This is a genomic window from Stenotrophomonas sp. AB1(2024), assembly GCF_037482345.1.
Classification (GTDB): Bacteria; Pseudomonadota; Gammaproteobacteria; order Xanthomonadales; family Xanthomonadaceae; genus Stenotrophomonas.
This window is the reverse complement of the sequence record NZ_JBBHKO020000001.1, coordinates 677611-701906: the sequence shown is the minus strand read 5'-3', so window position 1 is coordinate 701906 and position 24296 is coordinate 677611. Positions and strand designations below refer to the sequence as shown.

The 24296-nt window shown below is 66.3% G+C and carries 19 protein-coding genes and 1 pseudogene; 5 read left to right on the top strand and 15 right to left on the bottom strand.

Annotated features, from left to right (window positions below; all coding sequences use genetic code 11):
- Positions 1–203: 203 nt before the first annotated feature.
- From WIX41_RS03360 to WIX41_RS03300, 13 genes and pseudogenes are all read right to left on the bottom strand, one after another.
- Positions 204–863, bottom strand: a complete 660-nt coding sequence (locus WIX41_RS03360) for a ribonuclease HII (protein WP_339445751.1) — start codon at positions 861–863, stop codon at positions 204–206.
- Positions 860–2035 (bottom strand): annotated as a pseudogene (gene lpxB, locus WIX41_RS03355) (lipid-A-disaccharide synthase); the annotation flags it as partial. The pseudogene lpxB and the gene WIX41_RS03360, both read right to left, overlap by 4 nt.
- A gap of 14 nt (positions 2036–2049) precedes the next feature.
- Entirely contained in the window at positions 2050–2835 is a 786-nt protein-coding gene (gene lpxA, locus WIX41_RS03350) for an acyl-ACP--UDP-N-acetylglucosamine O-acyltransferase (protein WP_339445749.1), read from the bottom strand.
- Entirely contained in the window at positions 2832–3287 is a 456-nt protein-coding gene (fabZ, locus tag WIX41_RS03345; protein ID WP_339445748.1) for a 3-hydroxyacyl-ACP dehydratase FabZ, read from the bottom strand. Before fabZ ends, lpxA begins: the two co-directional genes overlap by 4 nt.
- Positions 3284–4306, bottom strand: coding sequence for a UDP-3-O-(3-hydroxymyristoyl)glucosamine N-acyltransferase (gene lpxD, locus WIX41_RS03340; RefSeq protein WP_339445747.1), 1023 nt, complete (start codon positions 4304–4306; stop codon positions 3284–3286). The genes fabZ and lpxD overlap by 4 nt, the downstream gene beginning before the upstream one ends.
- Before the next feature lie 600 nt (positions 4307–4906).
- Positions 4907–7273, bottom strand: a complete 2367-nt coding sequence (gene bamA, locus WIX41_RS03335) for an outer membrane protein assembly factor BamA (RefSeq protein WP_339445746.1) — start codon at positions 7271–7273, stop codon at positions 4907–4909.
- A 73-nt stretch (positions 7274–7346) separates the two neighbouring features.
- On the bottom strand, positions 7347–8705 hold the full coding sequence (gene rseP, locus WIX41_RS03330) for an RIP metalloprotease RseP (protein ID WP_339445745.1): 1359 nt from the start codon (positions 8703–8705) through the stop codon (positions 7347–7349).
- 34 nt (positions 8706–8739) lie between these two features.
- A complete protein-coding gene (gene dxr / locus WIX41_RS03325; RefSeq protein ID WP_339445744.1) occupies positions 8740–9930 on the bottom strand; it encodes a 1-deoxy-D-xylulose-5-phosphate reductoisomerase in 1191 nt (396 codons plus the stop codon).
- 2 nt (positions 9931–9932) lie between these two features.
- A complete protein-coding gene (locus WIX41_RS03320) occupies positions 9933–10757 on the bottom strand; it encodes a phosphatidate cytidylyltransferase (protein WP_339445743.1) in 825 nt (274 codons plus the stop codon).
- Positions 10754–11524 (bottom strand): polyprenyl diphosphate synthase, encoded by a 771-nt coding sequence (gene uppS / locus WIX41_RS03315; RefSeq protein ID WP_339445742.1) that lies wholly within the window; start codon positions 11522–11524, stop codon positions 10754–10756. Before uppS ends, WIX41_RS03320 begins: the two co-directional genes overlap by 4 nt.
- A gap of 5 nt (positions 11525–11529) precedes the next feature.
- Positions 11530–12087 (bottom strand): ribosome recycling factor, encoded by a 558-nt coding sequence (frr, locus tag WIX41_RS03310; RefSeq protein WP_339445741.1) that lies wholly within the window; start codon positions 12085–12087, stop codon positions 11530–11532.
- Positions 12088–12134: 47 nt separating this feature from the next.
- A complete protein-coding gene (gene pyrH, locus WIX41_RS03305; RefSeq protein ID WP_102946686.1) occupies positions 12135–12863 on the bottom strand; it encodes a UMP kinase in 729 nt (242 codons plus the stop codon).
- A 124-nt stretch (positions 12864–12987) separates the two neighbouring features.
- Positions 12988–14487: a GGDEF domain-containing protein gene (locus WIX41_RS03300; protein ID WP_339445740.1), complete on the bottom strand. Its 1500-nt coding sequence runs from the start codon at positions 14485–14487 to the stop codon at positions 12988–12990.
- A gap of 179 nt (positions 14488–14666) precedes the next feature.
- On the opposite strand from WIX41_RS03300, the gene WIX41_RS03295 reads away from it, so the two are divergent.
- The gene (locus WIX41_RS03295; RefSeq protein WP_339445739.1) at positions 14667–15362 is read left to right on the top strand and encodes an AIM24 family protein; all 696 of its coding nucleotides are present in this window, start codon (positions 14667–14669) and stop codon (positions 15360–15362) included.
- A gap of 257 nt (positions 15363–15619) precedes the next feature.
- On the opposite strand, the gene tsf is transcribed toward WIX41_RS03295, so the two are convergent.
- Both tsf and rpsB read right to left on the bottom strand, forming a co-directional pair.
- Positions 15620–16501: a translation elongation factor Ts gene (tsf, locus tag WIX41_RS03290; RefSeq protein WP_339445738.1), complete on the bottom strand. Its 882-nt coding sequence runs from the start codon at positions 16499–16501 to the stop codon at positions 15620–15622.
- A gap of 126 nt (positions 16502–16627) precedes the next feature.
- A complete protein-coding gene (rpsB, locus tag WIX41_RS03285) occupies positions 16628–17434 on the bottom strand; it encodes a 30S ribosomal protein S2 (protein WP_214901093.1) in 807 nt (268 codons plus the stop codon).
- Between the two features lie 375 nt (positions 17435–17809).
- On the opposite strand from rpsB, the gene map reads away from it, so the two are divergent.
- The 4 genes from map (at position 17810) to WIX41_RS03265 (ending at position 24138) form a co-directional block, all read left to right on the top strand.
- Entirely contained in the window at positions 17810–18583 is a 774-nt protein-coding gene (gene map, locus WIX41_RS03280; protein ID WP_409187313.1) for a type I methionyl aminopeptidase, read from the top strand.
- Positions 18584–18585: 2 nt separating this feature from the next.
- Positions 18586–21225: a [protein-PII] uridylyltransferase gene (locus WIX41_RS03275; protein WP_339445736.1), complete on the top strand. Its 2640-nt coding sequence runs from the start codon at positions 18586–18588 to the stop codon at positions 21223–21225.
- The gene (gene dapD, locus WIX41_RS03270; RefSeq protein WP_409187312.1) at positions 21225–22277 is read left to right on the top strand and encodes a 2,3,4,5-tetrahydropyridine-2,6-dicarboxylate N-succinyltransferase; all 1053 of its coding nucleotides are present in this window, start codon (positions 21225–21227) and stop codon (positions 22275–22277) included. The genes WIX41_RS03275 and dapD overlap by 1 nt, the downstream gene beginning before the upstream one ends.
- A 193-nt stretch (positions 22278–22470) precedes the next feature.
- Positions 22471–24138, top strand: coding sequence for a hypothetical protein (locus WIX41_RS03265; RefSeq protein WP_339445735.1), 1668 nt, complete (start codon positions 22471–22473; stop codon positions 24136–24138).
- The last annotated feature ends 158 nt before the right edge of the window (positions 24139–24296 follow it).

Here is a 24296-nt window from a genome sequence, read left to right as displayed (position 1 = left end):
GAGCAAAGGCCGGGCTTTTGATCTCCGTTGGGCACCAGCCAACTGTCAAAGGGCGGCGGGGGTGGGTTTGCGGGACCGTAGAGCGCCATGGATGGCGCGAACGAGCTTACATGGACGTACTTGCAGCGTGTCCCGCAAACCCACACCCGTCGCCCAAGCCGGTCGAACCCGGAAGTGCCGCTTTGGCGTTTGCTGTTGCTGTTTCAGCCAGCAGCAACCAACGCGCTGTCCAGGCAGTCACGCACGGGCGCGAAGCTGCGGCGGTGGTGGGGGCTGGGGCCGTGGGTGCGCAGGGCGGCCAGGTGGGCCGGGGTGCCGTAACCCTTGTGCTGGTCGAAACCGTATTCGGGGTGCTGCTCGTGCAGCTGGAGCATGTAGCGGTCGCGGCTGACCTTGGCCAGGATCGAGGCGGCCATGATCGCGCGGTCGAGGGCGTCGCCGCCGACCAGTGCCTGCGCGGGGCAGGGCAGGCCCTTGGGGACGACATTGCCGTCGATGCGCGCGAACTGCGCTACGTGCGCAACGGCTTCGACTGCGCGGCGCATGCCCAGCATCGTCGCCTGGTAGATGTTGAGCGCATCGATCTCGGCCACATCCACCATCACCACGTGGAAGGCCAGCGCACGTTGCTGGATTTTGTCGAACAACTGGTCGCGGCGGATGGCCGTGAGCTGCTTGGAATCGTCCAGCCCGTTCAGGCGCGGGCGGTCCGGGCAGAACACCACCGCCGCTACCGCCACCGGACCGGCCAACGGGCCGCGACCGGCTTCGTCCACGCCCGCCACATAGCGCGGCGCCACCGTGGCCAGTGCTGCGCCGTCGAACAGCGCCAGCGATGCCGCCGCGGCGTGGCGGCGGCTCATGCCGCCGCGTTCCCGCGCGGTTTGCGTGCCAGCAGTTCGGCGACCGCGTCGGCCGCGCGCGCCGAGGCGTCCTGGCGCAACTGCAGATGCAGCTTCTCGTAGGTGTCCTGGATGTCGATACCGCGTTGCGGATGATCGAACCACTGCAGGATTGCCGCCGCCAGCTTGTCCGGCACGCAGTCGTGCTGGATCAGCTCCGGCGCCAGGTCCTTGCCGGCCAGGATGTTGGGCAGTGCGAAGCGGTCCACCTTGATCAGGCCAAGCGCCTTGACGATGCGGTAGGTCAGCTCCGCCACGCGGTAGCCGACCACCATGGGGCGCTTGACCAGCATCGTTTCCAGCGTTGCCGTGCCCGAGGCCAGTACCACCACGTCGGCCGCGATCATCGCCGTGCGCGCCTGGCCATCAAGAAGGTGCGAATACGCCACCGGCAACGCAGAACGTGACAGTTGTTCCTGGATCAATGCGCGACAGGCCGGATTGGCGGCCGGTACCACCACGTGCAGGCCCGGAATGCGTTCGGATACCTGCCACGCCGCCTCGAAGAAGGCGCCGCCCAGTTTGCTGATCTCGCCCAGACGGCTGCCCGGCAGGACGGCCAACACCTTGGCGTTGGCCGGCAGGCCCAAGGCGACGCGGGCTGATTCACGGTCGCTGTGCAGCGGAATGTCATCGGCCATCGGGTGCCCGACGAAGCGCGCATCGATCCCGTGCCGCGCATAGATCGGGGGTTCCATCGGGAACAGGCACAGCACCAGGTCGGCGCTGGCGCCGATCTTCTCGGCGCGCTTCTCGCGCCACGCCCATACCGATGGGCTGACGTAGTGCACCGTGGTGATGCCACGCTCCTTCAGCCAGCGCTCCACGCCCAGGTTGAAATCCGGGGCGTCGATGCCGATGAATACATCCGGTTGCCACTCCAGCACGCGCGTGCGGAACTCGCCGCGCAGCTTGAGCAGGCGTGGCAGGTGGCGCAGGATTTCGGTCAGGCCCATCACCGCAAGTTCGCTGGCATCGAACCAGGTCAGGCAGCCGGCGTTGCGCATGGCATCGCCGCCGATACCGGCGAACTCTGCGTTGGGGAAACGCTGCTGCAGTTCGCGGACCAGGCCGGCACCGAGCAGGTCGCCGGAGGCTTCGCCGGCCACCAGCGCGATCCGCAACGGTCTCGACGCGCCTGTCCCCGTCATCGCAGCAGCGGCCTCTCGGCGTGTTCGATGAAGTCCAGCAGGTCCTTGACGTCGGCGCTGTGCGTGGCCTGTTCGGCCAGCTGCACCTTGGCTTCGGCCAGCGGCAGGCCGGCCACGTACAGGGTGCGGTAGGCGCGCTTGATGCTGGCGATGCGCTCGGCATCGAAGCCGCGGCGCTTGAGGCCTTCACTGTTGATGCCGCGCGGGCGGCCCAGCGAATCGCTGCCAATCATGGTGAAGGGCGGCACGTCGCCGTTGGTCAACGCGCCCATGCCCAGGAAGGCGTGGGCGCCGATCCGGCAGAACTGGTGTGCACCGGCGAAGCCGCTGATGATCACGTAGTCGCCCACGGTCACGTGGCCGGCCAGGGTGGTGTTGTTGGAGAACACGCAGTGGTCGCCCACGTGGCAATCATGGGCGACGTGGGTGTAGGCGAGCAACCAGTTGTCGTTGCCGACCGTGGTGATGCCACCGCCGCCGACGGTGCCGCGGTTGATGGTGACGAACTCGCGGATCACGTTCTCGTCGCCGATCACCAGTTCGGTGCGTTCGGCGTTGTACTTCTTGTCCTGCGGCTCGCCACCGATCGCGGCGTGGCCGATGAAACGGTTGTTGCGGCCGATCCGGGTAGGGCCGTGAATGGAGCAGTGCGGACCGATTTCGGTGCCTTCGCCGATCTCGACATCGGCACCGATCAGGCAGAATGCACCGACACGTACATCCGCCGCCAGTTTCGCCGACGGGTCGATGACCGCGGTGGGGTGGATGAGTGGCGCGTTCATTCGCGGGTGCCGGCGCAGAGCACTTCGGCGCAGGCAACGATCTCGCCGTCGACCTTGGCCAGGCAGTCGTACACCGCCATGTTGCGGATCACGCGCTTGATCTCGACATGCATTTCCAGCACATCGCCGGGCACTACCTGCTTGGTGAAGCGTGCCTTGTCCACCTTCACCATGTAGAACAGCTTGGACTGGGCATCACGGCCCAGGGTGAGCTGGGTCAGCACGCCGCCGGCCTGGGCCATGGCTTCGATGATCAGCACGCCGGGCATGATCGGCTGGCTGGGGAAGTGGCCCTGGAAGAACGGTTCGTTGATGCTGACGTTCTTGGTGGCAACGATGGTGCGCTTCTCGTAATCGATCGCGATGACCTTGTCGACCAGCAGGAAGGGGTAGCGGTGCGGGATCAACGCCTGGATCTGGGTGATGTCCGGCAGCTTCTGTTCGTGGCTCATTCCTTCTCCTTGCTCACAGACAGGATGCGACGGGCCAGGGCATCGAGCTGCTTGAAGCGCGCGGCGTTCTTGCGCCACGTGCGGTTGTCGGTCAACGGGGTTCCGGACGAGTATTCGCCCGGTTCGGTAATGGAGTTGCGCACCACGGACTTGCCGGTGATCACAACCTTGTCGCAGATCTCAAGGTGGCCGACGACGCCGACGGCACCGCCGAGCAGGCAATAACGGCCGATCTTGGCGCTGCCGGCAATGCCGGTGCAGCCAGCGATGGCCGAGTGGGCGCCGATCTGGACGTTGTGGGCGATCTGGACGAGATTGTCCAGGCGCACGTCATTGTCGAGCACGGTATCTTCGAGGGCACCACGGTCGACGCAGGTGTTGGCGCCGATTTCGCAGTCGTCGCCGATGCGCACCCCGCCCAGCTGCGGCACTTTGATCCAGCTGCCTGCATCCATGGCCAGGCCGAAGCCATCGGCGCCGAGCACGGCGCCCGGATGGATGCGCACGCGCTTGCCGATCCGGACCCGGGTGACCAGGGTGACGCGGGCGATCAGTTCGCAGCCGCTGTCCAGGCTGCAGTCCTCGCCGATGATGCTGCCGGCGCCGATGATGCAGTTCTCGCCGATCACGCTGCGCGCACCGATGGTGACGAACGGGCCGATGTGGGCGCTGGCGGCGACCTGGGCGTCGGGATCGATGACGGCGCTGGGGTGGATGCCCGGCGGACGGGTCGGGGCGATGTCGAACAGTGCGCCGATCCTGGCGAAGGTGGTGTACGGATCCTTGGCGATCAACGCGGTACCGGGCGCGGCCCCGGCGTCGTCGGCGCGCAGCACCACGATCCCGGCCTGGCTGTCGGCCAGCTGGGCGCGGTAGCGCGGATTGGCCAGGAAGGTCAGCTGGCCGGGGCCGGCATGGGCAAGCGTGGCCACGCCACGGATGGCGGTGCTGCCATCACCATGGACCTGCAGGCCAAACTGCTCGGCGAGTTGCTGGGCGGTATAGGTAGGAGTGTTCACGCCGGGAGTTTACCGTGTGCCGTGACTTCGGTCATGTTGGGGTGTTCGGTCCCCCTCTACCGTTGGCATTCGACGGGCTACGCCCCTTCAACGTTGGCATTCGACAGGCTGCGTAGAGCCGGGCTCTGCCCGGCTGCTGTTGGATCCAGGCGAACAGCCCTGGTCTGCAGATGTCCGTGGCGTGGGCCGGCGGGTATGGGGGTACGGGGGGCGCCGTGAATACGTCCTTGTAGGCTCTTGCGAAACATCCATGTTTCGCAAAGCCCCCGTACCCCCACACCCGCCGACCCTCCGACGGTTGGCCGGTGGCCACGGGAAACGCGGGTGCCGACCTTCGGCCGGCCTGCCATGCCGATCAATTTGGTGCGTTACCGGGCGTTGACGGGTTCACGGCAGTCGTCTGACGACCGACCCTACCTCGCAACATCGTAGAGCCAGGCCCTGCCTGGCTGCTCTTCTCACCGCACACGACCATATGTGGGGCTGCCCGCCGGCCTCCCCTGCACGTATCAACTGAAACGCTGCCGTTGGCCGTTCGCCCTTCGCTCCAAAACAAAAACGCCGGGCAATGCCCGGCGCTTTCGCTGATGCGTCCGACGCTTAGAACTGACCGCCGAAGGTAAATTGCAAGCGTTCGATTTCGTCGCCGTCTTCCTTCTTGAGCGGGAAGGCGTAGCTGATCGAGATCGGGCCGACCGGGGCGCGCCACAGCAGGGCGACACCGGCCGAGGCGCGCAGTTCGTTGGCATCGAAGCTGTTCGTGCCGCTGTACACGTTGCCGATATCGAAGAACGCCGAGACGCGTGCCGACGGGCTGTCGAACAGGCGTGGGAAGTAGGCTTCGACCGAACCGACGGTCTTCAGCGAACCGCCCAGCGGCTGGCCGCGGCTGTACGACGCGGTCGGCTCCGAACGCGGGCCCAGGGTGTTGTCTTCGAAACCGCGCACCGAGTTGGTGCCACCGGCGTAGAAGTTCTCGAAGAACGGCAGGCCCGAGGCGGTGACCACGCGGGTGGTGCCGTCCGGATTGGTGAGCACGCGCGATACGTCATTGCCGTAGGAATCGCCATAGCCGAGTTCGGCGCGGGTGTTGATGACCAGCGACGGGATGATCGGCCAGTACTTGGAGACCTGGTAATTCAGCTTGTAGTACTCGACCGTCGAGCCGGGCAGGGTGGTTTCCAGGCCCACGCGCTGGTACATGCCGCGGGTGGGCATGAAGTAGTCGTTGCGGGTGTCGCGGGCCCAGCCCAGCTCGGTGCGCCAGGAGTGGAACGTCCTGCTGCCGATGGCATCGATGTAATCGATGATCGACTGCGGCGTAGCGCCCTGGTAGGTGGTGATCTGGTTGCTGTCGATGCCCACCATCAGCGAAACCGTATCGTTCTCGGTGATCGGCACGCCGAACACCACCTGCGCCGCACCGTTGGTGCTGTTGTACTGCGCGGTGTTGAAGTCGGAGTAGTCCAGTTCGCGCCAGGACAGGTTGTAGCCCAGCGAGACGCCGTCATCGGTGAAGTACGGGTTGGTGTAGGAGAAGCCGTAGCGCTGCAGGTAGCTGCTGCGCGAGGCTTCGACCGACACGCGGTTGCCGCCGCCCAGGAAGTTGTTCTGCGACAGCTGCACCGAGGTGGTCATGCCGTAGGACTGCGAATAGCCCAAGCCGAACACGAAGCTGCCCGAGGTGGTTTCCTTGACGTTGTAAACCACGTCGACCTGGTCGTTGCTGCCGGTGACCGGCGGCGTTTCGACCTCGACCGATTCGAAGTAGCCCAGCCGCTGCAGGCGGATCTTGGAACGGTCGATGGCCGCCTGCGAGTACCAGCTGTTTTCGAACTGGCGCATTTCACGACGCAGCACTTCATCGGAGGTGCGGGTGTTGCCCTTGAACACGATGCGGCGCACGCCCACGCGCGGACCCGGCACGACCTGCATGTTGATCGCCACGGTACGGTCGGCGCGGTTGCTGGTCGGGATCGGGTTCACCTTGGCGAACGCGTAACCGATGTTGGAAAGCGAATTGGTGATGGCATCCGAACTGAATTCCAGCAGCGCACGCGAGAACGTGTCGCCGGCCTTCTGGATCAGCATGCGCTCCACGTCTTCCTGCGGAAGGATGGTGTCGCCGGTAACCTTGATCTCCGAGATCTTGTACTGCTCACCTTCGGTCACGCCGGCGGTGATGAACATGTCGCGCTTGTCGGGACTGATCGAAACCTGGGTGGAATCGATGCTGAAATCCACGTAGCCGCGGTCCAGGTACCAGGAATTGAGCTTTTCCAGGTCGCCCGACAGCTTCTCCTTGGAGTACTGGTCATCGCGGCGGTACCAGGACGCCCAGTTGTGCTCCTTGGACTCCCAGGTTTCCAGGATGTCCTTGGACTCGAACTTGTCGGTACCCACCAGGTTCACGTGCTGGATCTTGGCGGCCTTGCCTTCCTTGATCGCGATGGTGATGTCCACGCGATTGCGGTCGAGCGGGCTGACCGTCGGGGTGATCTCGACGTTGTATTTGCCGCGGTCGTTGTACTGGCGGCGCAGTTCCTGGGTGACGCGGTCCAGGCTCAGGCGATCGAACGTGCCGCCTTCGCTCAGGCCGATGTCGCTCAGGCCCTTGAGCAGCTGGTCGCTCTTGATGTCCTTGTTGCCGGTGACGGTCAGCTTGTTGATCGCCGGGCGTTCCTTGACCGTGACCACCAGGATGTCGCCCTGCCGTTCAAGCTGGACGTCCTCGAAGAAGCCGGTCTTGTACAGGGCACGGATGGACTCGCCGACCTTGTTGTCGGTCAGGGTCTCGCCGCGTTCCACCGGCAGGTAGGTGAACACGGTACCGGAGGTGATGCGCTGCAGACCATCGACACGGATGTCGCTGACGGTGAAGGGCTCGGCTGCCTGGGCCAGGGCGGGCGCGCCGAAACCGGCGGCGAGTGCGAGGGCAAGCAGGCGGCGATTGGGGAGTCGCGTCATGTCACGTCCGGTTGGAGTCGAATACGATGTTGCGGGATGCCGGCGCATAAGACGACGACAAAAGGGTAAAAGTTCATCGCGGGAACAGACCGAGGATGTCGTTGTAGAACGCCAGTCCCATCAGTCCGGCCAGCATGGCCAGGCCGATGTATTGGCCCGCCGCCATGGCACGCTCGCTCAGCGGGCTGCCCTTGACCAACTCGATAAGGTAATACAGCAGGTGCCCGCCGTCCAAGATGGGGATGGGCAGCAGGTTGATGATGCACAGGCTCAGCGACAGCACGGCCAGGAACCAGAGGAACCAATCGAGGCCGCGCTGGGCGGTCTGGTTGGCTACCCGGGCGATGGTGACCGGGCCGGAAACGTTCTGCAGCGAGGCATTGCCGGTGACGATGCGGCGCATCATGCCCAGCGAATCGCCGGCCGCGCGCGCGGTTTCGCGCAGCGCCGCCGGAATGGCCGCCAGGGGGCCGTACTGCAGGGTGGTGTCGTAGGCCGGCGCGCTGGCCTGGGGGAAACCGATGCCGATCTGCCAGGTGGGCTGGCCGCGCCCATCCTTGCCTTGGCGCGGGGTGACTTCCAGCGCCAGGCGTTCGCCGTTGCGCAGGACCTCGATCATGCCCGGGCCGCCGCGCTTGCCCAGCGCCAGGATGGCCGGGGAGACCTGGTCGGCCGCATCGATGCGTTGGCCATCGACGGCCAGTACCAGATCGCCCGGCAGCAGCACGCCCTGGGCGCCCGAGTCGGGCAGCACCTGTTCGACCAGCGCCGGCTGAAGGTGGAACTGCCAGGTCAGGCCGGCCAGCGACGCCACCCAGCGTTCATCGAACCCGGCCGGCAGCTGCGACAGCGGCAGGGTGAGGGTGCGCACCTGGTCCTGCGCATCCAGCACCTCCACCTTGGCATCGTGGCGGTCCATGGCTGCCGTGGTGAGGGCCATGGTGGCCTGGCCGGCAGTGACCACGCTGCGCGCATCCACGCTCAGCACGCGGTCGCCGGCCTGCAGCCCGGCCACCTGGGCCATGCCGGTGGTGCGGCCGATGGTGGCCGAATAATCCTGCTTGCCCAGCACGAACATCGCCCAGAGCAGGGCCACGCACAGCACCAGGTTGGCGAGCGGGCCGGCGGCCACGATCGCGATGCGCTGCCAGACGGTCTTGTGGTTGAAGGCCAGGCCGCGTTCGGCCGGGTGCACCTCGGCCTCGCGCTCGTCCAGCATCTTCACGTAGCCGCCGAGCGGAATGGCGGCGATCACAAATTCGGTGCCATTGCGGTTGCGCCGCATCCACAGCGGCTTGCCGAAGCCGACAGAGAAGCGCAATACCTTTACCCCGCACCGGCGCGCGACCCAGTAGTGACCGAACTCATGGAAGGTCACCAGCAGGCCAAGGCTGACGATCATCCACCAGACAGAGCCGATGAATTCACCCATGGTGGACGTCGCGGGAAAGGTGCGGGAAGGGCATTCAGGCGTGGTCGATGGCGGCTTGGGTGATCTGGCGGGCGCGCTGGTCGGCGGCCAGCAGGCCCTCCAGTGTATCGGCGGACGCTGTCGGCAGTGTTGAAAGAGCGTTAGCGACCAGGCTCGGAATGGCTAGGAAAGCGACCCGCCCCTGAAGAAATGCTGAAACAGCCACTTCATTGGCCGCATTGAGCACCGCCGGGGCGGTGCCGCCAGCGGCCATGGCCTGCCAGGCCAGGCCCAGGCAGGGGAACGCGTCGATGTCGGGGGCTTCGAAATCCAGCCGGCCCTGGGCCAGCAGGTCCAGTCCTGCCACCCCGGATTCGATCCGCTGCGGCCAGCCCAGGCCTACGGCCAGCGTGGTGCGCATGTCCGGCAGGCCCATCTGGGCAAGCGTGGAGCCGTCCACGAATTCGACCAGCGAATGCACCAGGCTCTGCGGGTGTACCAGCACTTCGATGCGCTCGCCGGGGATGTTGAACAGGTGGTGGGCCTCGATGACCTCCAGTCCCTTGTTCATCAACGTCGCTGAATCCACCGAGATCTTCGGGCCCATCGACCACTTCGGGTGGGCAACCGCCTGGGCGGGGGTGACCTCGGCCAGTTCGGCCCGGCTGCGCCCGCGGAACGGGCCGCCGGAGGCGGTGAGCAGGATCCGGCGCACGCCGGCCTGGTCCAGGCTGGCATCGCGCGAGCGCAGGCACTGGAAGATGGCGCTGTGCTCGCTGTCGATCGGGATGATCTCGGCGCCCGCAGCGGTGGCGCGCTGCATCAGCAGCTCGCCGGCCAGCACCAGCGATTCCTTGTTGGCCAGCAGGATCCGCTTGCCGGCTTCGGCGGCGGCCAGGGTCGAGGACAGTCCGGCCGCGCCGACAATGGCCGCCACCAGGGTGTCGCAGGCGTCGCTGGCGGCCAGCTGGTCCAGCGCGGCGGCACCGGCGTGTGGCTGGGTGTCCAGGCCGGCCGCGCGCAGGCCATCGCGCAGTTCGGCGTAGCGGGCTTCATCGGCGATCACCGCATGCAGCGGGCGGTGCACGGCGCACAGCGCGACCAGCGCCTGCACCTGGGTGCCGGCTGCCAGCACGGTCGCGCGGTAGCGGTCCGGGTGACGGACGATCACGTCCAGCGCGGATGCGCCGATGGAGCCGGTGGCACCGAACACGGCGACCCGGCGGGGGGCGGTAGTGCTCTGCATGCTCAGAATCCGAAGATTTCCTTGCCCAGCGCGAACACCGGCAGCGCGGCCAGCACGCCGTCGATGCGGTCCAGCACGCCGCCGTGGCCCGGAATGATGTGGCCCGAGTCCTTGGCGCCGGCATGGCGCTTGATCAGGCTTTCATACAGGTCGCCCAGCACCGAGGCGAACACGGCGACCACCGTGGTGATGACCAGGCCGACCACATGGTCGGGGGAGACCCCGGCGATCCAGCCGAACACCAGTGCCACCAGCAGGCCGGCCAGCAGGCCGCCGCCCAGGCCTTCCCAGGTCTTGTTGGGGCTGATGCGCGGGGCCAGCTTGGTGCGGCCCAGGGTGCGGCCGGCAAAGTAGGCGCCGGAATCGGCGGCCCAGACCACGGCCAGCGCGGTCAGCAGCCACAGGTGACCCTTGTCGCCGCTGGCATGGATGAGCACCAACGAAGCCCAGGCCGGCACGATGGCCAGGGTGCCGGCCAGCAGCTTGAGCGCGCGGGCGCGGCTGCCGGGTTCGGCGCCGAAGGTAAAGAAGCGCAGCCACAGCAGGGCCAGCAGCCACCAGCCGATGCCCACCAGCGCGGCAATCTGGTACAGCACCAGAGTGCCGGCATCGGCCCACACGATGAGCACCATCAGCACCAGGTTGAGCACCAGCAGCACGGTGCGGGCGAGAGTGTCCTCGACGTCGGCCAGCTTCAGCCATTCCCACAGGCCGATCAGGAACACGGCGGCGGCGGCGGCGGCCAGCCACTGGGTCGGCAGCAGCAGGATGGCCGCGATGGCGACCGGCGCCATGATCAGCGCGGCGATGACTCGGGTTCTGGTCATGGGTTGGACGTCTCGGTGGCCATGGCGGCGATCTGGGCGCTGGTCAGGCCGAAGCGGCGTTCACGTGCAGCGTAGGCATCCAGCGCCTGCTGCAGCACGGCGGCGTCGAACTCGGGCCACAGCACCTCGGTGAACCACAGTTCGGTATAGGCAAGCTGCCACAGCAGGAAATTGCTGATGCGGGTGTCGCCACCGGTGCGGATGAACAGATCCGGCGGCGGCAGGTCGGCCAGGGCGACGCGGCTGCCCAGCAGCGCTTCGTCGATCTGTTCGGGCAGCAGGCGGCCGGCCGCGACCTCGGCGGCCAGTTCGCGTGCGGCGCGGGCGATGTCCTGGTGGCCGCCATAGCTGGCGGCAATGCTCAGGGTCATCGCGGTGTTGCCGGCGGTGCGCTGTTCGGCCAGCTGCATGCGGCTGACCAGCCCGGCACCGAAGCGTTCGCGCTCACCGATGAAGCGCACGCGCACGCCGCGGCGGTGGAGCTCATCCACCTCGCGGTCCAGGGCGTTGAGGAACAGCTTCATCAGCGCGTCGACTTCATCGCTCGGCCGGCCCCAGTTCTCGCTGGAGAAGGCGAACAGCGTGAGCGCGGCGATGCCACGCTCCAGGCAGAAATCGATGGTGCGGTTGACCGCGCGTGCGCCGGCACGATGGCCGATCACGCGCGGGCGACGACGCTTCTGTGCCCAGCGTCCGTTGCCATCCATGATGATGGCAACGTGGCGCGGCACGGCGGCGGTGGAGCTGCTGGTCGGGGCCTGGGTCATGGCGCTCAGACCGACATCAGTTCCTTTTCCTTCTCGGCCACGACACTGTCGACATCCTTGATGGACTTGTCGGTCAGCTTCTGGACGTCGTCTTCGCCGCGCTTCTTGTCGTCTTCGCTGATCGCTTTGTCCTTGATCAGGGCGGCGATCGCCTTGTTGGCGTCCTGGCGGATGTTGCGGATGGCGATCTTGGCGCCTTCACCTTCCTTCTGCACCTGCTTGCCCAGCTCGCGGCGGCGCTCTTCGGTCGGCGGCGGCAGGTTGAGGCGGATCACGGTGCCGGACACGTTCGGGGTCAACCCCAGGTCGGAGGCATAGATGGCCTTCTCGACGTCCTTGATCATGCCCTTGTCGAACAGGTTGATGACCAGCGAAATGCCTTCCGACACCGAGATCTGCGCGACCTGGCTCAGCGGCAATTCGCTGCCGTAGGCCCGGACCACGACGCGGTCGAGCAGGGACGGCGACGCACGGCCCGTACGGATGGAGGTGAGGGTGTGCTTCAGAGCATCAATGCTCTTTGCCATGCGCGTCTGCGCGTCCTGCTTGATATCGTTGAGCATCGCCCGAATCCTGGATGTCACTGGGAATCGGGCGATTATATCCCCTCTCAGGCGTTGTCGCGGCCCCGGACCAGGGTGCCGATGTTCTCGCCGTGCAGGATCTTCAGCAGTTCACCCGGCTGGCCCATGTCGAATACGCGCAGCGGCAGGTCGCTGTCGCGGGCCAGGGCGAAGGCGGCGGTGTCCATCACTTCCAGCCCGCGACGGATCACTTCGTCGTAGGTGAGGGAGTCGAAGCGGACCGCATCGCTGTACTTGTTGGGGTCCTTGTCGTACACGCCGTCGACCTTGGTGGCCTTGAGCAGCAGGTCCGCGCCGATCTCGATGGCGCGCAGCGCGGCACCGGAATCGGTGGTGAAGAACGGACTGCCGACGCCGGCTGCGAAGATCACCAGACGGCCTTTTTCAAGGTGCCGGATGGCGCGGCGGCGGATGTAATCCTCGCACACGTCATTGATCTTGATCGCGCTCATCACGCGCGCCTTGGCGCCCAGTTTCTCGAGTGCGTCCTGCATGGCCAGCGCGTTGATCACGGTGGCCAGCATGCCCATCTGGTCGCCGGTGACGCGGTCCATGCCGCCTGCGGCCAGGCCGGCGCCGCGGAAGATGTTGCCGCCGCCGATGACCAGGGCCACTTCGGCACCGGCCTGCTGGGCTTCGATCACTTCGCGCGCCAGGCGGTTGATCACTTTGGGATCGATGCCGTAGTCCTCATCCCCCATCAGTGCCTCCCCGGAAACTTTCAGCAGGATGCGGCGATAGGTGAGATTGGACATGGTGGCCTCTGGATGCGTGGAAAACGCGGGAATTCTACTGGAACCGGCGGCACCCGGCGTGGAAAATCTGCTGCACTGCGGCGCAGCCCTGCCACAGCGTACAATCGCCGGTTCCTGACTCCATTCAGGCCGTGGCGGTTCCCGGTGAACGCGCAATCACGCGGTTGCGCCCCAGGTTCTTGGAACGGTAAAGCACGTCGTCGGCAGCCTTCAACAGGTCCTGAACATCGGCGAAACGCTCGTAGCCGCCCTGGGTGGCCACGCCAGCCGAGAAGGTGACGAACAGCGGGCCGTCGGCCACTTCGGCCATTGGCGTGCTGACGATGCTGGCCAGCACCCGGCGCACCACCTCCAGCGCCACCCCTTCGGTGGTGTTGGGCAGCAGCGCGATGAATTCCTCGCCGCCGAAGCGGGCCACGGTGTCGCTGTTGCGCAGGTGTTCCTGCAGCTTGGTGGCGAACTCGCGCAGTACCTGGTCACCCAGCAGGTGGCCGTGGGCGTCGTTGATCTTCTTGAAATCGTCCAGGTCGATGAAGGCCACCGACAGGGGCCAGCCATGCCGGGTGGCGCGCAGGAACTCCTGTTCCAGCACGGTCTCGAGCTGGCGGCGGTTGAGCACGCCGGTCAGGGCGTCGCGGTGGGCCTGTTCGGCCAGCCGGTTGGCGCGGGCTTCGAAATCGTCGGCACGCTGGCGGGCCAGGCCGGCATCCTGTATTTCGCGCAGGTTGCGCAGGGTCGCCAGTTCCTGGGCGTGGTCGATCAGCTGCTGCACGCGCGCCGGGGAAATCAGGGTGGTCTCGAACAGTGCGCTGATCTCGGGCAGGGCCTCGCCGATCCGGGCCAGGACCTGGTCGAACTGGGCGCTGTCCAGCTTCAGGGTCTCGTTGACCAGCTGCAGGGCGTGTTCGCGGGCGGCATCGGCATCGGCGCTGAGCCAGATGTCGGCGACGGCGCCGGACAGGGCGACGCAGGCCTGGAAGTTGTCTTCGGCGGCAGCCGGGGATTCGCTGCGGGCGATGGCCTCCACCAGGTAGCGTGGCAGGTCCCATTGCTCGGCCATCCAGGCGCCGACCTCGGCATGGGTGCATGCCAGGTGCTCGCGTTCGAGGGCGATGAGGTCGTCGTTGTCCCGGGCCTGGCGCAGCAGCGGCAGGTAGCGCTCGGGCTCGCTTTGGGCCAGCACCAGCACGCCTACGTCCTGCAGCAGCCCGGCCAGCATCAGCTCTTCGGCCTTGCGCAGGCCGCGGGCCTGGCCGAGCAGGCTGGCTGCGAGCGCACTGAGGATGCTGCGCCGCCAGGCGCGCGCGCGCGCGTCCTGACCCTGGCCAGGGGAAACCAGGTCCTGGGTGACGGTGAAGCCCAGGGCGAGGCTGACGGTGGCGTTGAGGCCCAGCATGGTAAGCGCCTGGCCGAGGTTCTCGATCCTGCGGCGGCTGGCGTACAGCGGCGAATTGGCGATTCGCAGCATGCGCGCGCTCAGCGCCATGTCGATGGCGATGACATCGGCGGCGGCGGTGAGGTCGGTTTCCGGGTCCTGCGCCAGTTCGATGATGCGCAGGGCAATGCCGGGAGGCGAGGGCAGGTTGCGGCAGAGCGCCAGGGCGGCTGTCAGCTCGGGAGGCATGGCGGGAATACTGAGGTGATGTGGCAAGAATACATGGAGTGCGGACGGATCGCGTGGACTGGGCGATGGGGTCTTGGGTACCCCATCCGCTGGCGGATGGGGGGCGCAAGTGGCGTCCGGGGCTGCGAAGCGATAGGCGCGCGGGTACCATTCGGCCTCCAATAAAAAGGATGGACCACATGGCCGTGAAGTCGCTTCAGGAATTCCTTGCCGCCACGCACGAAAAGGACATCAGCGTCGACGCGTTCGAGCTCGAGAGCCTGCACCTGCTGGAAGTGCGGGTGAATGGGCTGGTCTGGGCGAAGGCCGGCTCGATGGTGGCGCGCAAGGGGGCGGTGAAGTTCACCCGCCAGGGGCTGCTGGAGCAGGGGTTGGGGACGTTGCTGAAGAAGATGGTCAGCGGCGAGGGGCTGCAGCTGATGAAGATCGAGGGCCAGGGCCGGGCCTACCTGGCCGACGCGGGCAAGCAGGTAACGCTGCTGCGGTTGGCGGGCGAATCCATTTTCGTCAACGGCAACGATGTACTGGCGTTCGAGACGGGCGTTGAGTCCAAGATCACGATGATGCGCCGGGTGGCGGGGATGCTGTCGGGCGGGCTGTTCAACATGCGCCTGAGCGGGCACGGGATCGTGGCGATCACCTCGCATTACGAGCCGCTGACGCTGCCGGTGACGGCGCAGGGCGGCCCGGTGTTCACCGATCCGAACGCGACGGTGGCGTGGTCGGGTTCGCTGACCCCGGAAATCGTCACCGACATCTCGCTGGGTACGCTGGTCGGGCGCGGATCGGGCGAAACGCTGCAGCTGCGCTTCGCCGGCGAAGGTTGGGTGGTGGTGCAGCCGTATGAGGAAGTTACGTTCCAGGCGAAGGGCTGAGAGCAAAGGCGAAGGCCTTGGTCTGCGAGGTGATCGCACTTGGGCCGGCGGCGGTTGGTCGGTGGCCAGTGGAAAGGCGTAGAGCCACGCCCTGCGTGGCTGCTCTTCGTATCCGCCTGCGACCATCTGTCGGGGCTGCCCGACGGCCTCCCCAGCTCGGAAGAACTGAAGCGCTGCTCTTGGCACCAAAAACAAAACACCCACAAAAAAGCCCGGCTTGCGCCGGGCTTTCAAGTTTCATCGCTTGGGGCGATGGATCAGGCCAGGCCGGCCTGCTTCATCACTTCGGCGGCGTAGTCTTCCACCACCTTCTCGATGCCTTCGCCCACGATCAGCAGCTGGAAGCCAGCCACGTCTGCCTTGGCGGCGGTGACGACCTGCTCGACAGTCTTGTCGCTGTCCAGCACGTACGGCTGGCCGTACAGGGTCACTTCGCTGACGATCTTGTTGATCTTGCCGCTGATGATCTTTTCCAGGATCTCGGCCGGCTTGGACTTGTCCTTTTCGGACATCTTGGCCAGTTCGATTTCCTTTTCCTTCGCCACGAAGTCGGCCGGCACGTCGCCTGCCTTGTTGTGCGGCGGCTTCAGCGCGGCAACGTGCATCGCCAGGCCGCGGGCCAGCTCGACGTCGCCGCCGTGCAGGTCGACCAGGACGCCAACCTTGCCGTTGGTGTGCACGTACGCGCCGATGTTGCCGGCGGTGTCGAGCTTGATCAGGCGACGGATCTGGATGTTTTCACCCAGGGTCTGGATCGCGGTGGCGCGGGCTTCTTCGACGGTCTGGCCGTTGGCCAGCGGGGCGCTCTTGAGCGCTTCCACGTCGGCGGCACCCGATGCCAGGGCGGCAGCGGCGACGTCGTCGACGAACTTCTTGAAGTTCACGTCGTTGGCGACGAAGTCGGTTTCCGAGTTGACTTCGACCAGCACGGCCTTGCCGCCGGCCAGGGCCTGGCCCAGGCGGCCTTCGGCGGCCACGCGGTCAGCCTTTTTGTCGGCCTTGGCGGCACCGGACTTGCGCAGCGCTTCGGCAGCGGCGTCGATGTTGCCATTGGCTTCGGTGAGTGCCTTCTTGCACTCCATCATGCCGGCGCCAGTGCGCTCGCGCAGTTCCTTGACCAGGGAAGCAGTGATTTCCACGGGAATTCCTCACGAAAGAAAGGGGTTGGGCCGGCATGGTGGCCGGCCCATGTGACAGCATCCTGTCGTCGCGCCGTCGGCAGCGGACAGGAGCGGCGGGCGCCAAGCGCCCACCGCGGGCCTGGATCAGGCCTGGGCTTCGCCCTTGTCGGCAGCAGCCTTCTTGGCCGGAGCGCGGCGGGCCGGCTTGGCTTCTTCGGCGGCCGGGGCTTCGGCGAACTCTTCTTCACGGACGGTGGCGGCGTGCGGAGCGGCAGCCTTGCCTTCCAGCACGGCGTCGGCCGCGGCGCGGGCGTACAGCTGCACGGCACGGATGGCGTCGTCGTTGCCCGGGATCGCGTAGTCGACCAGTTCCGGGTTGTAGTTGGTGTCGACGACCGCGATCACCGGAATGCCGAGCTTCTTGGCTTCCTTGATGGCGATGTCTTCGTGGCCGATGTCGATGACGAAGATCGCGTCCGGCAGGCGGTTCATGTCCTTGATGCCGCCCAGCGAGGCTTCCAGCTTGTCGCGCTCACGACGCAGGCCCAGCACTTCGTGCTTGACCAGCTTGTCGAAGGTGCCGTCGGTTTCGCCGGCTTCCAGTTCCTTCAGGCGGGCAACCGACTGTTTGACGGTGCGGAAGTTGGTCAGGGTGCCGCCCAGCCAGCGCTGGTTCATGAACGGCATGCCGCAACGCTCGGCTTCTTCGCGGATCGACTCGCGGGCGCTGCGCTTGGTGCCCAGGAACAGGATGGTGCCGCGCTTCTGCGCGATGCTGGAAATGAAGTTCATCGCGTCGTTGAAGAGCGGAACGGTCTTTTCCAGGTTGATGATGTGGATCTTGCCGCGGGCGCCGAAGATGTACTGGCCCATCTTGGGGTTCCAGTAACGGGTCTGGTGGCCGAAATGGACGCCGGCTTCCAGCATCTGACGCATGGTGACCTGGGGCATTGCAATACTCCTGATGGGGAACCGGCCGCCACGGGTAATAGAAGGGCGGTCCGCCGTGAGGCGGGAGGTTCCGGGGTTTGGCTTCCCTGTCGCTTCCGTGTCCGAACTCCTCGCGGAGCACCCCGGCACGGATATGGGCGGCAGGTGTGGATTCACCGGTGACGTCCGGTGTTGACGGGTTTCCCGCGCTCAGGGCGTGAAGAAATCCGGTCGATTATAGCCGGGGAAATGGGTTTGGCGCAATTGGCGATGCGGCGGCGAGGGGGTTCCGGCCCGGCCTCGCCCGTCCGTGGCCCCCGCTGTACCCGAACCTGGGCTGTCAGCGTTCCAGCGGTTCCCGTTCAGAATGGCCCCGGATCGGCGATAATGGGCGCCATGAGCGTGAATCTGAAAACACCCGAGGAAATCGAACTGATGCGCGTCGCCGGCCGCCTGGCCAGCGAAGTGCTCGACATCGTCACCCCGTACGTCAAGCCGGGCGTGACGACCGAAGAGCTGGACCGCATCTGCCACGACCATATCATCAACGTGCAGAAGGCCACGCCGGCCAACGTCGGCTACCGTGGCTTCCCGAAGACGGTGTGCACGTCGGTCAACAACGTCATCTGCCACGGCATCCCGAGCGAAGCCAAGGTCCTGAAGGAGGGCGACATCGTCAACATCGATGTCACCGTGATCAAGGACGGCTGGCACGGCGACACCAGCCGCATGTACTTCGTCGGCACGCCGTCGACGATGGCCAAGCGCCTGGTCGATACCACCTATCAGGCGATGTGGGCCGGCATCCGCGCGGTCAAGCCGGGCGCGACGCTGGGCGACATCGGCCACGCGATCCAGTCGCTGGCCGAAGGCGAGCGCTTCAGCGTGGTCCGTGAGTACTGCGGGCATGGCATCGGCAAGGTCTATCACGACGAACCGCAGGTGGTGCATTACGGGCGTCCGGGCCAGGGCCTGGTGCTGCAGCCGGGCATGACCTTCACCATCGAGCCGATGATCAACGAGGGCACCCGTTACAACAAGGTGCTTCCCGATGGCTGGACCGTGGTCACCAAGGACCGCAAGCTGTCGGCGCAGTGGGAGCACATGATCGCGGTCACCGAGACTGGCGTGGACGTGCTGACCCTGTCGCCCGGCGAATCGCAGGTCTGAGCATGTTGCCGGCGAGCCCGACTCTGGACGCGCCGGCCGACGCCATTGCCGACCCCGGGTGGGCAGCGGAGGCTCGCCAGACCCTGCAGCAGGCCGATGCGCGCCTGTACCGCCGCTTCGACCAGGGCGACAACATCGAGCGGCTGCTGGCGCTGCGCGCCCGCGCCGCCGACCACCTGATCCGGTTGGCCTGGCAGCGCTGCGTTCCGGCCGATGCCGGGCTGGCGCTGTTTGCCGTGGGGGGCTACGGCCGGGGCGAGCTGTTCCCGCGTTCGGACATCGACCTGCTGGTGCTCGGCTTGCCCGAGGCGCAGCGTCGCCATGAGGCCGCGCTCGCGCGTCTGTTCGCCCTGCTGTGGGATTGCGGCCTGCCGGTCAGCCACGCCGTGCGCTCCGCGCACGAATGCGTGCAGGCCAGCGCCGACCAGACCGTGCTGACCGCGCTGATCGAGTCGCGCCCGCTGGTCGCCGACGATGCCGCCCGGCAGGCGTTGAAGCGGGCGGTCAACAGCGATGGCCTGTGGCCGCCGCGCGACTTCTTCCTGGCCAAGCGCGAGGAGCTGCTGGCCCGCCACCAGCGTTTCGGCGACACCGCCGATAACCTCGAACCGGACATCAAAGACGGCCCGGGCGGGCTGCGCGATCTCAATACGCTGGGCTGGATGGCGCTGCGCGCTTTCGGCGTGCGCGAACTGGAGGCGCTGGTCGGGCTGGGCCACCTCGGTCCGGACGAGGCCGCCGCGCTGCGCCGTGAACGCTGCGCACTGGCGCAGCTGCGCTTCGGCCTGCACCTGGTGGCCAACCGTCCCGAAGAGCGGCTGCGATTTGATTACCAGAAGACCCTGGCGGCGCGGCTCGGCTTTGCCGACGACGTGGAGAGCCTGGCGGTCGAAAAGATGATGCAGGGCTTCTACCGCAGCGCCACTGTGGTGCGGCGGATCAGCGACCGCCTGCTGCAGCGCTTCGAAGAACAGTTCGATGGCGAGGCCGTGCCCGAACCGGTCAGCGTGGGTTTCTCGCTGCGTCGGGGCTACCTGGCCGCCAATGATCCGCACTGGCCGCGGGGCGATATGGAGCAGGTGTTCGCGCTGTTCTCCAGCTGGGCCTACAACCCGGATGTGCGTGGCCTGCATTCGCTCACCGCGCGGGCGCTGGCCGAAGCGCTGGCCGAGCTGCCGGCCTATACCGAGGCGAGTGCGGCGGCGCGCGATCAGTTCATGGCCCTGCTGCGCAGCCCGCGCGCTGTCGATACCCTGGCGCGCATGGCCCGGCTGGGCGTGCTGGGGCAGTGGATTCCCGCCTTCGCCCAGGTTTCCGGGCGCATGCAGTTCGACCTGTTCCATGTCTACACCGTGGACCAGCACACCCTCATGGTGTTGCGAAACATCGGCCTGTTCGCCAGCAGCCGCGCTGACGAACGCTTCTCCATCGCGCATGAGGTATGGCCGCGCCTGCGCAAACCGGAACTGCTGCTGCTTGCCGGGCTGTTCCATGACATCGCCAAGGGCCGCGGTGGCGACCATTCCGAACTTGGCGCGGTCGACGCGCGCGACTTCTGCCAGGCGCATGCGCTGAGCAGCTCCGATACCGACCTGGTGGCGTGGCTGGTCGAGCAGCACCTGCGCATGTCGGTCACCGCGCAGAAGCAGGACATCTCCGACCCGGACGTGATCCGTCGCTTCGCCACGCTGGTAACCAGTCGCGACCGTCTTGATTACCTCTACCTGCTGACCTGCGCCGACATTGCCGGCACCAGCCCCAAGCTCTGGAACACCTGGAAGGATCGGTTGCTGGCCGACCTGTACTTCGCCGCGCGCCGCGCGCTGCGCGATGGCCTGGAAAACCAGATGCCGGCGGCAGAACGCGTGCTCGAAGCGCGCGAGACGGTGCGTACGCTCGTACGCGAGCGCGGCTACGACGACGCCACCATCGACCGCCAGTTCACCGTGATGCCGGATGAGAGCTTCATCCGCCTGCGCCCGGAACAGCTGGCCTGGCAGGCCACTGCGTTGGTGCCGGTCAAGCAGGGTCAGACCCTGGTCAAGGTGCGCCGGATCACCGCCGACGACGATGCGCTGGAAGTGTTCGTGCATTCGCCCGACCGCGACGGCCTGTTCGCCGCGATCGTGATGACACTGGACCGCAAAGGCTACGGCATCCATCGTGCGCGCGTGCTGGACGGCCCGGTCGACACCATCTTCGATACCTTCGAAGTGACCCCGGCCGACAGCTTCGCCGACGGCGATGCGTCGCGGCTGGAAGCGGCGCTGCGCGAGGCGCTGGCCGGCGATCTGTCACGGTTGCGTCCGTCGCGGCGGGTGGTGCCGCGCCAGCTGCGGCATTTCCGCTTCGCTCCACGCATCGAATTCCGCGATGCCAACGACAACGATACCGGCGGCACCCGCTTCAGCCTGGTCGCGCCCGATCGCCCCGGGCTGCTGGCCGATGTTGCATTCGTGCTGCGCAACCAGGGCCTGCGCGTGCATGATGCGCGCATTGCCACCTTCGGCGAGCGCGCCGAAGACATGTTCGTGATCAGTGATGAGCACGACCGCCCCCTGACCGAAACCGCCAGGCAGCAGCTGCATGACGCCATGCTGACGTGCCTGGACCCTGATCGAAAAGCCGGAGACCCCCACTGATGGCCACCAAGCCTGCCAAGAAGACTGCCGCCAAGACCGCGGCGGCCAAGAAGACTGTTGCCGCTGCGCCGGCTGTGAAGAAGACCGCTGCGAAGAAAGCTGCGCCGGCCGTGAAGAAGGCGCCGGTCAAGAAGACCGCGGCCAGCAGTGCTGCCGAAACGGCCGCCAAGCGCGCCGAGAACATCGCGCGCAAGTCGCTGCGCAAGCCGGCCAGCCCGGGTGTGGAAGAACTCAAGTTCGGCATTGAAAGCGCCTTCGAACGCCGCGCCACGCTGACCCTGCATGAAATCGAAGGCTCGACCAAGCCGCTGGTCGGCCGCGTCATCGACGGGCTGGAAACCGGTGAATTCCGCGTGGCCGAGCCCGATGGCCACGGCGGCTGGAAGGTCAACGAGTGGCTGAAGAAGGCAGTGCTGCTGTATTTCCGCGTCAACGACATGGCCGTGGTCGATGCGCGCCCGGCGCCGTTCTGGGACAAGGTGGAATCGCGCTTCGCCGGCTTCGATGAGGCGAAGTTCCGCCGGGCCGGCGTACGCGTGGTGCCCGGTGCGATCGCGCGCCGCGGCAGCTACTTCGGCAAGGACGTGGTGCTGATGCCCAGCTTCACCAACATCGGCGCCTACGTCGGCGAAGGCACCATGGTCGATACCTGGGCCACGGTGGGTTCGTGCGCGCAGATCGGCAAGCACTGCCACCTGTCCGGCGGCGCCGGCATCGGCGGCGTGCTCGAGCCACTGCAGGCCAGCCCGACCATCATCGAAGACCATTGCTTCATCGGCGCCCGCTCGGAAGTGGTGGAAGGCTTCGTGGTCGGCCACCACAGCGTGATCGGCATGGGCGTGTTCCTTGGCCAGAGCACCCGCGTGTACAACCGCGCCACTGGCGAGATCAGCTACGGCTCGGTGCCGCCCTACAGCGTAGTGGTGTCCGGCCAGCTGCCGTCCAAGGACGGCTCGCACTCGCTGTACTGCGCGGTGATCGTCAAGCAGGTCGACGCGAAGACCCGCAGCAAGACCAGCGTCAACGACCTGCTGCGCGGCCTGGCCGACTGACGTGGTGGCGGGAGCGGCGCGCCGCTCCCGCCAGGCAGGGAAGCGCGTGCCGCTATCGCTGACGCGACCGGCACGTTCGACGCCTGGCGTTCGCCAAGGCGGTCACAGCTTGGAACATGTGCCGGCGTCATTCCGCGACGGGCCGCTATGCTCAGCACGCGGGCGTCGGCATGCCCTGATGAGAGGGCATGGCATGGACAACATCAGTGTGGGCACGATACCGACCGGCGGCCGTGCGCTGCGTACCCGAACGGCAATGCCACGGCCGCTGCGCGACCCGCGGATCGATGACCGTATGCTGGCCTCGGAGCTGCTGGGCATCGCCAATGCCGGGGGCCTGACTGGCATGCCGGTGGTCCCGGTCCACGAGAACTGCGTACAGGAAACCCTGGCTGACACCAGGGTCGGGCGTCTCTACGTCAAGATCGTTAAACGCGGCCATCTATCCACCCTCAATGTTGACCTTAGGCAGCTTTGCAGAACACTGGCTGACTCGGCCAGTGTCGGCAATCTTGCGTCGGACCAGCGCATTTCGAATGTCTATGTCGGCAAGGCCTTGCATATTCTGTGCCGCCTGGTGGGCGATGGCAGCGGGCTGCCATGCGATGGCGCCTTGCTGAGGCGTGCGGTCAACTGGTGCCTGGAGGTGCTCACGGCCCGCGATGAATTCACGATCGAGAACCTCAGTGTGATCATGTTCCACCTGGGAGGGCTGATCAATCACGCGCCGGTTGCCCAGGCCAGCAGCGACGTGATCAGTCAATTGCTGGTCGGGCGCCTCCAGCAGATGCTGGAGGAGGCACCGGTGCAGGCAAGTGGTTGTCCCGTTGTGGCGCTTGGGCTGGTCGGCGCATTGCGGGCATCGGAGGTCGAAGTACATGCATACCGGGGCGGAACGCTGCCACGGTTTGCACCGGATGTGTTGCTCATCTCCTTGTTTGCAGTGATCGAGGTTCGGCTTGGCCTTTTGGCGAGGTGGGAGAGCAAGACGCTTGCGTTGGTGGCCAAATATGGCGTGCAGTATCAAAGTCGTGTCTGGGCCATGGACAGGCGGTGGACGTTGAAGAACGCCACCCTCCCGATGCAACTCAATGCTGCGCGTCTGCTTAAACCTGTTATCGAGGAAGCCAGGCGGCCAGAACGCGGGGTATGGGATCACCGCAACAGTGCATATCGCAGTCTGTCGCAGGCAAAGGAGATCCGGGACTACCTCGCCTATGCGACGCGCTACTACTGCCGCTGGCTGGCCGGGCAACCGGAACATATCCGGGCGCGCTTTGAACTGGCCGAGCCTCCTCGCGGTCCGCTGCCGGACAACCCGCGCGGAGAACTTCGTTTTTCCCAGGTCGCGTGGCTGGGCGTAGATGACCCGACCAGGGAAGAGGGGGGGATTGACGCCCCGGCACGGCCTGACAGTGCGCTTGCCGAGGACGTTGCCATGGCAGCGGAGCCATCGTCGTCGCTGCCAGTGAATCTGGCACGCTTCAATGAGGTTGTAGACGTGCTGGAGCGGCAGGGGGGCGCGGCCGATCGCTTTGACCGCGAGGATGCCGTTGCGGCGGTAAATACACTGGTGGCGTCCATTGAAAGCGGCCGGACGGCACTGACCCAGGCGCAGCGCGTGCAGATGCTGCTGAACATGGATGCGGTGTGCCAGCACCTGGCCATTACCGCATCCAGCACGCCTTCCTACGCCTGGCAGCTCTCCAGCATGCGCGGTTTCCTGTCCGCGCAGCTGGTGCAGGTGGTGGGTACCAATGGGCAACCACTGATGGGGGCCGATCTGCCGGCCACCCCGGGGCTTTCCTCGTGGCAGAGGTCCCTGCTGGTCATACTCAACAGCTGTGAAGGTGAGCGCTAGCTGGCCATGCATCCCATGCCTATCTGGACGTGCATGGTAATGGTGGGCGTCGCCACTCGGGAGCAGGTGCGCATGATGGTGACGTTATTTGCGCGTTATCCGGCCACGTCTGTTGATGCTGTCACAACTTGGTCGATTCCAATGCGGCGTGGCCTGCA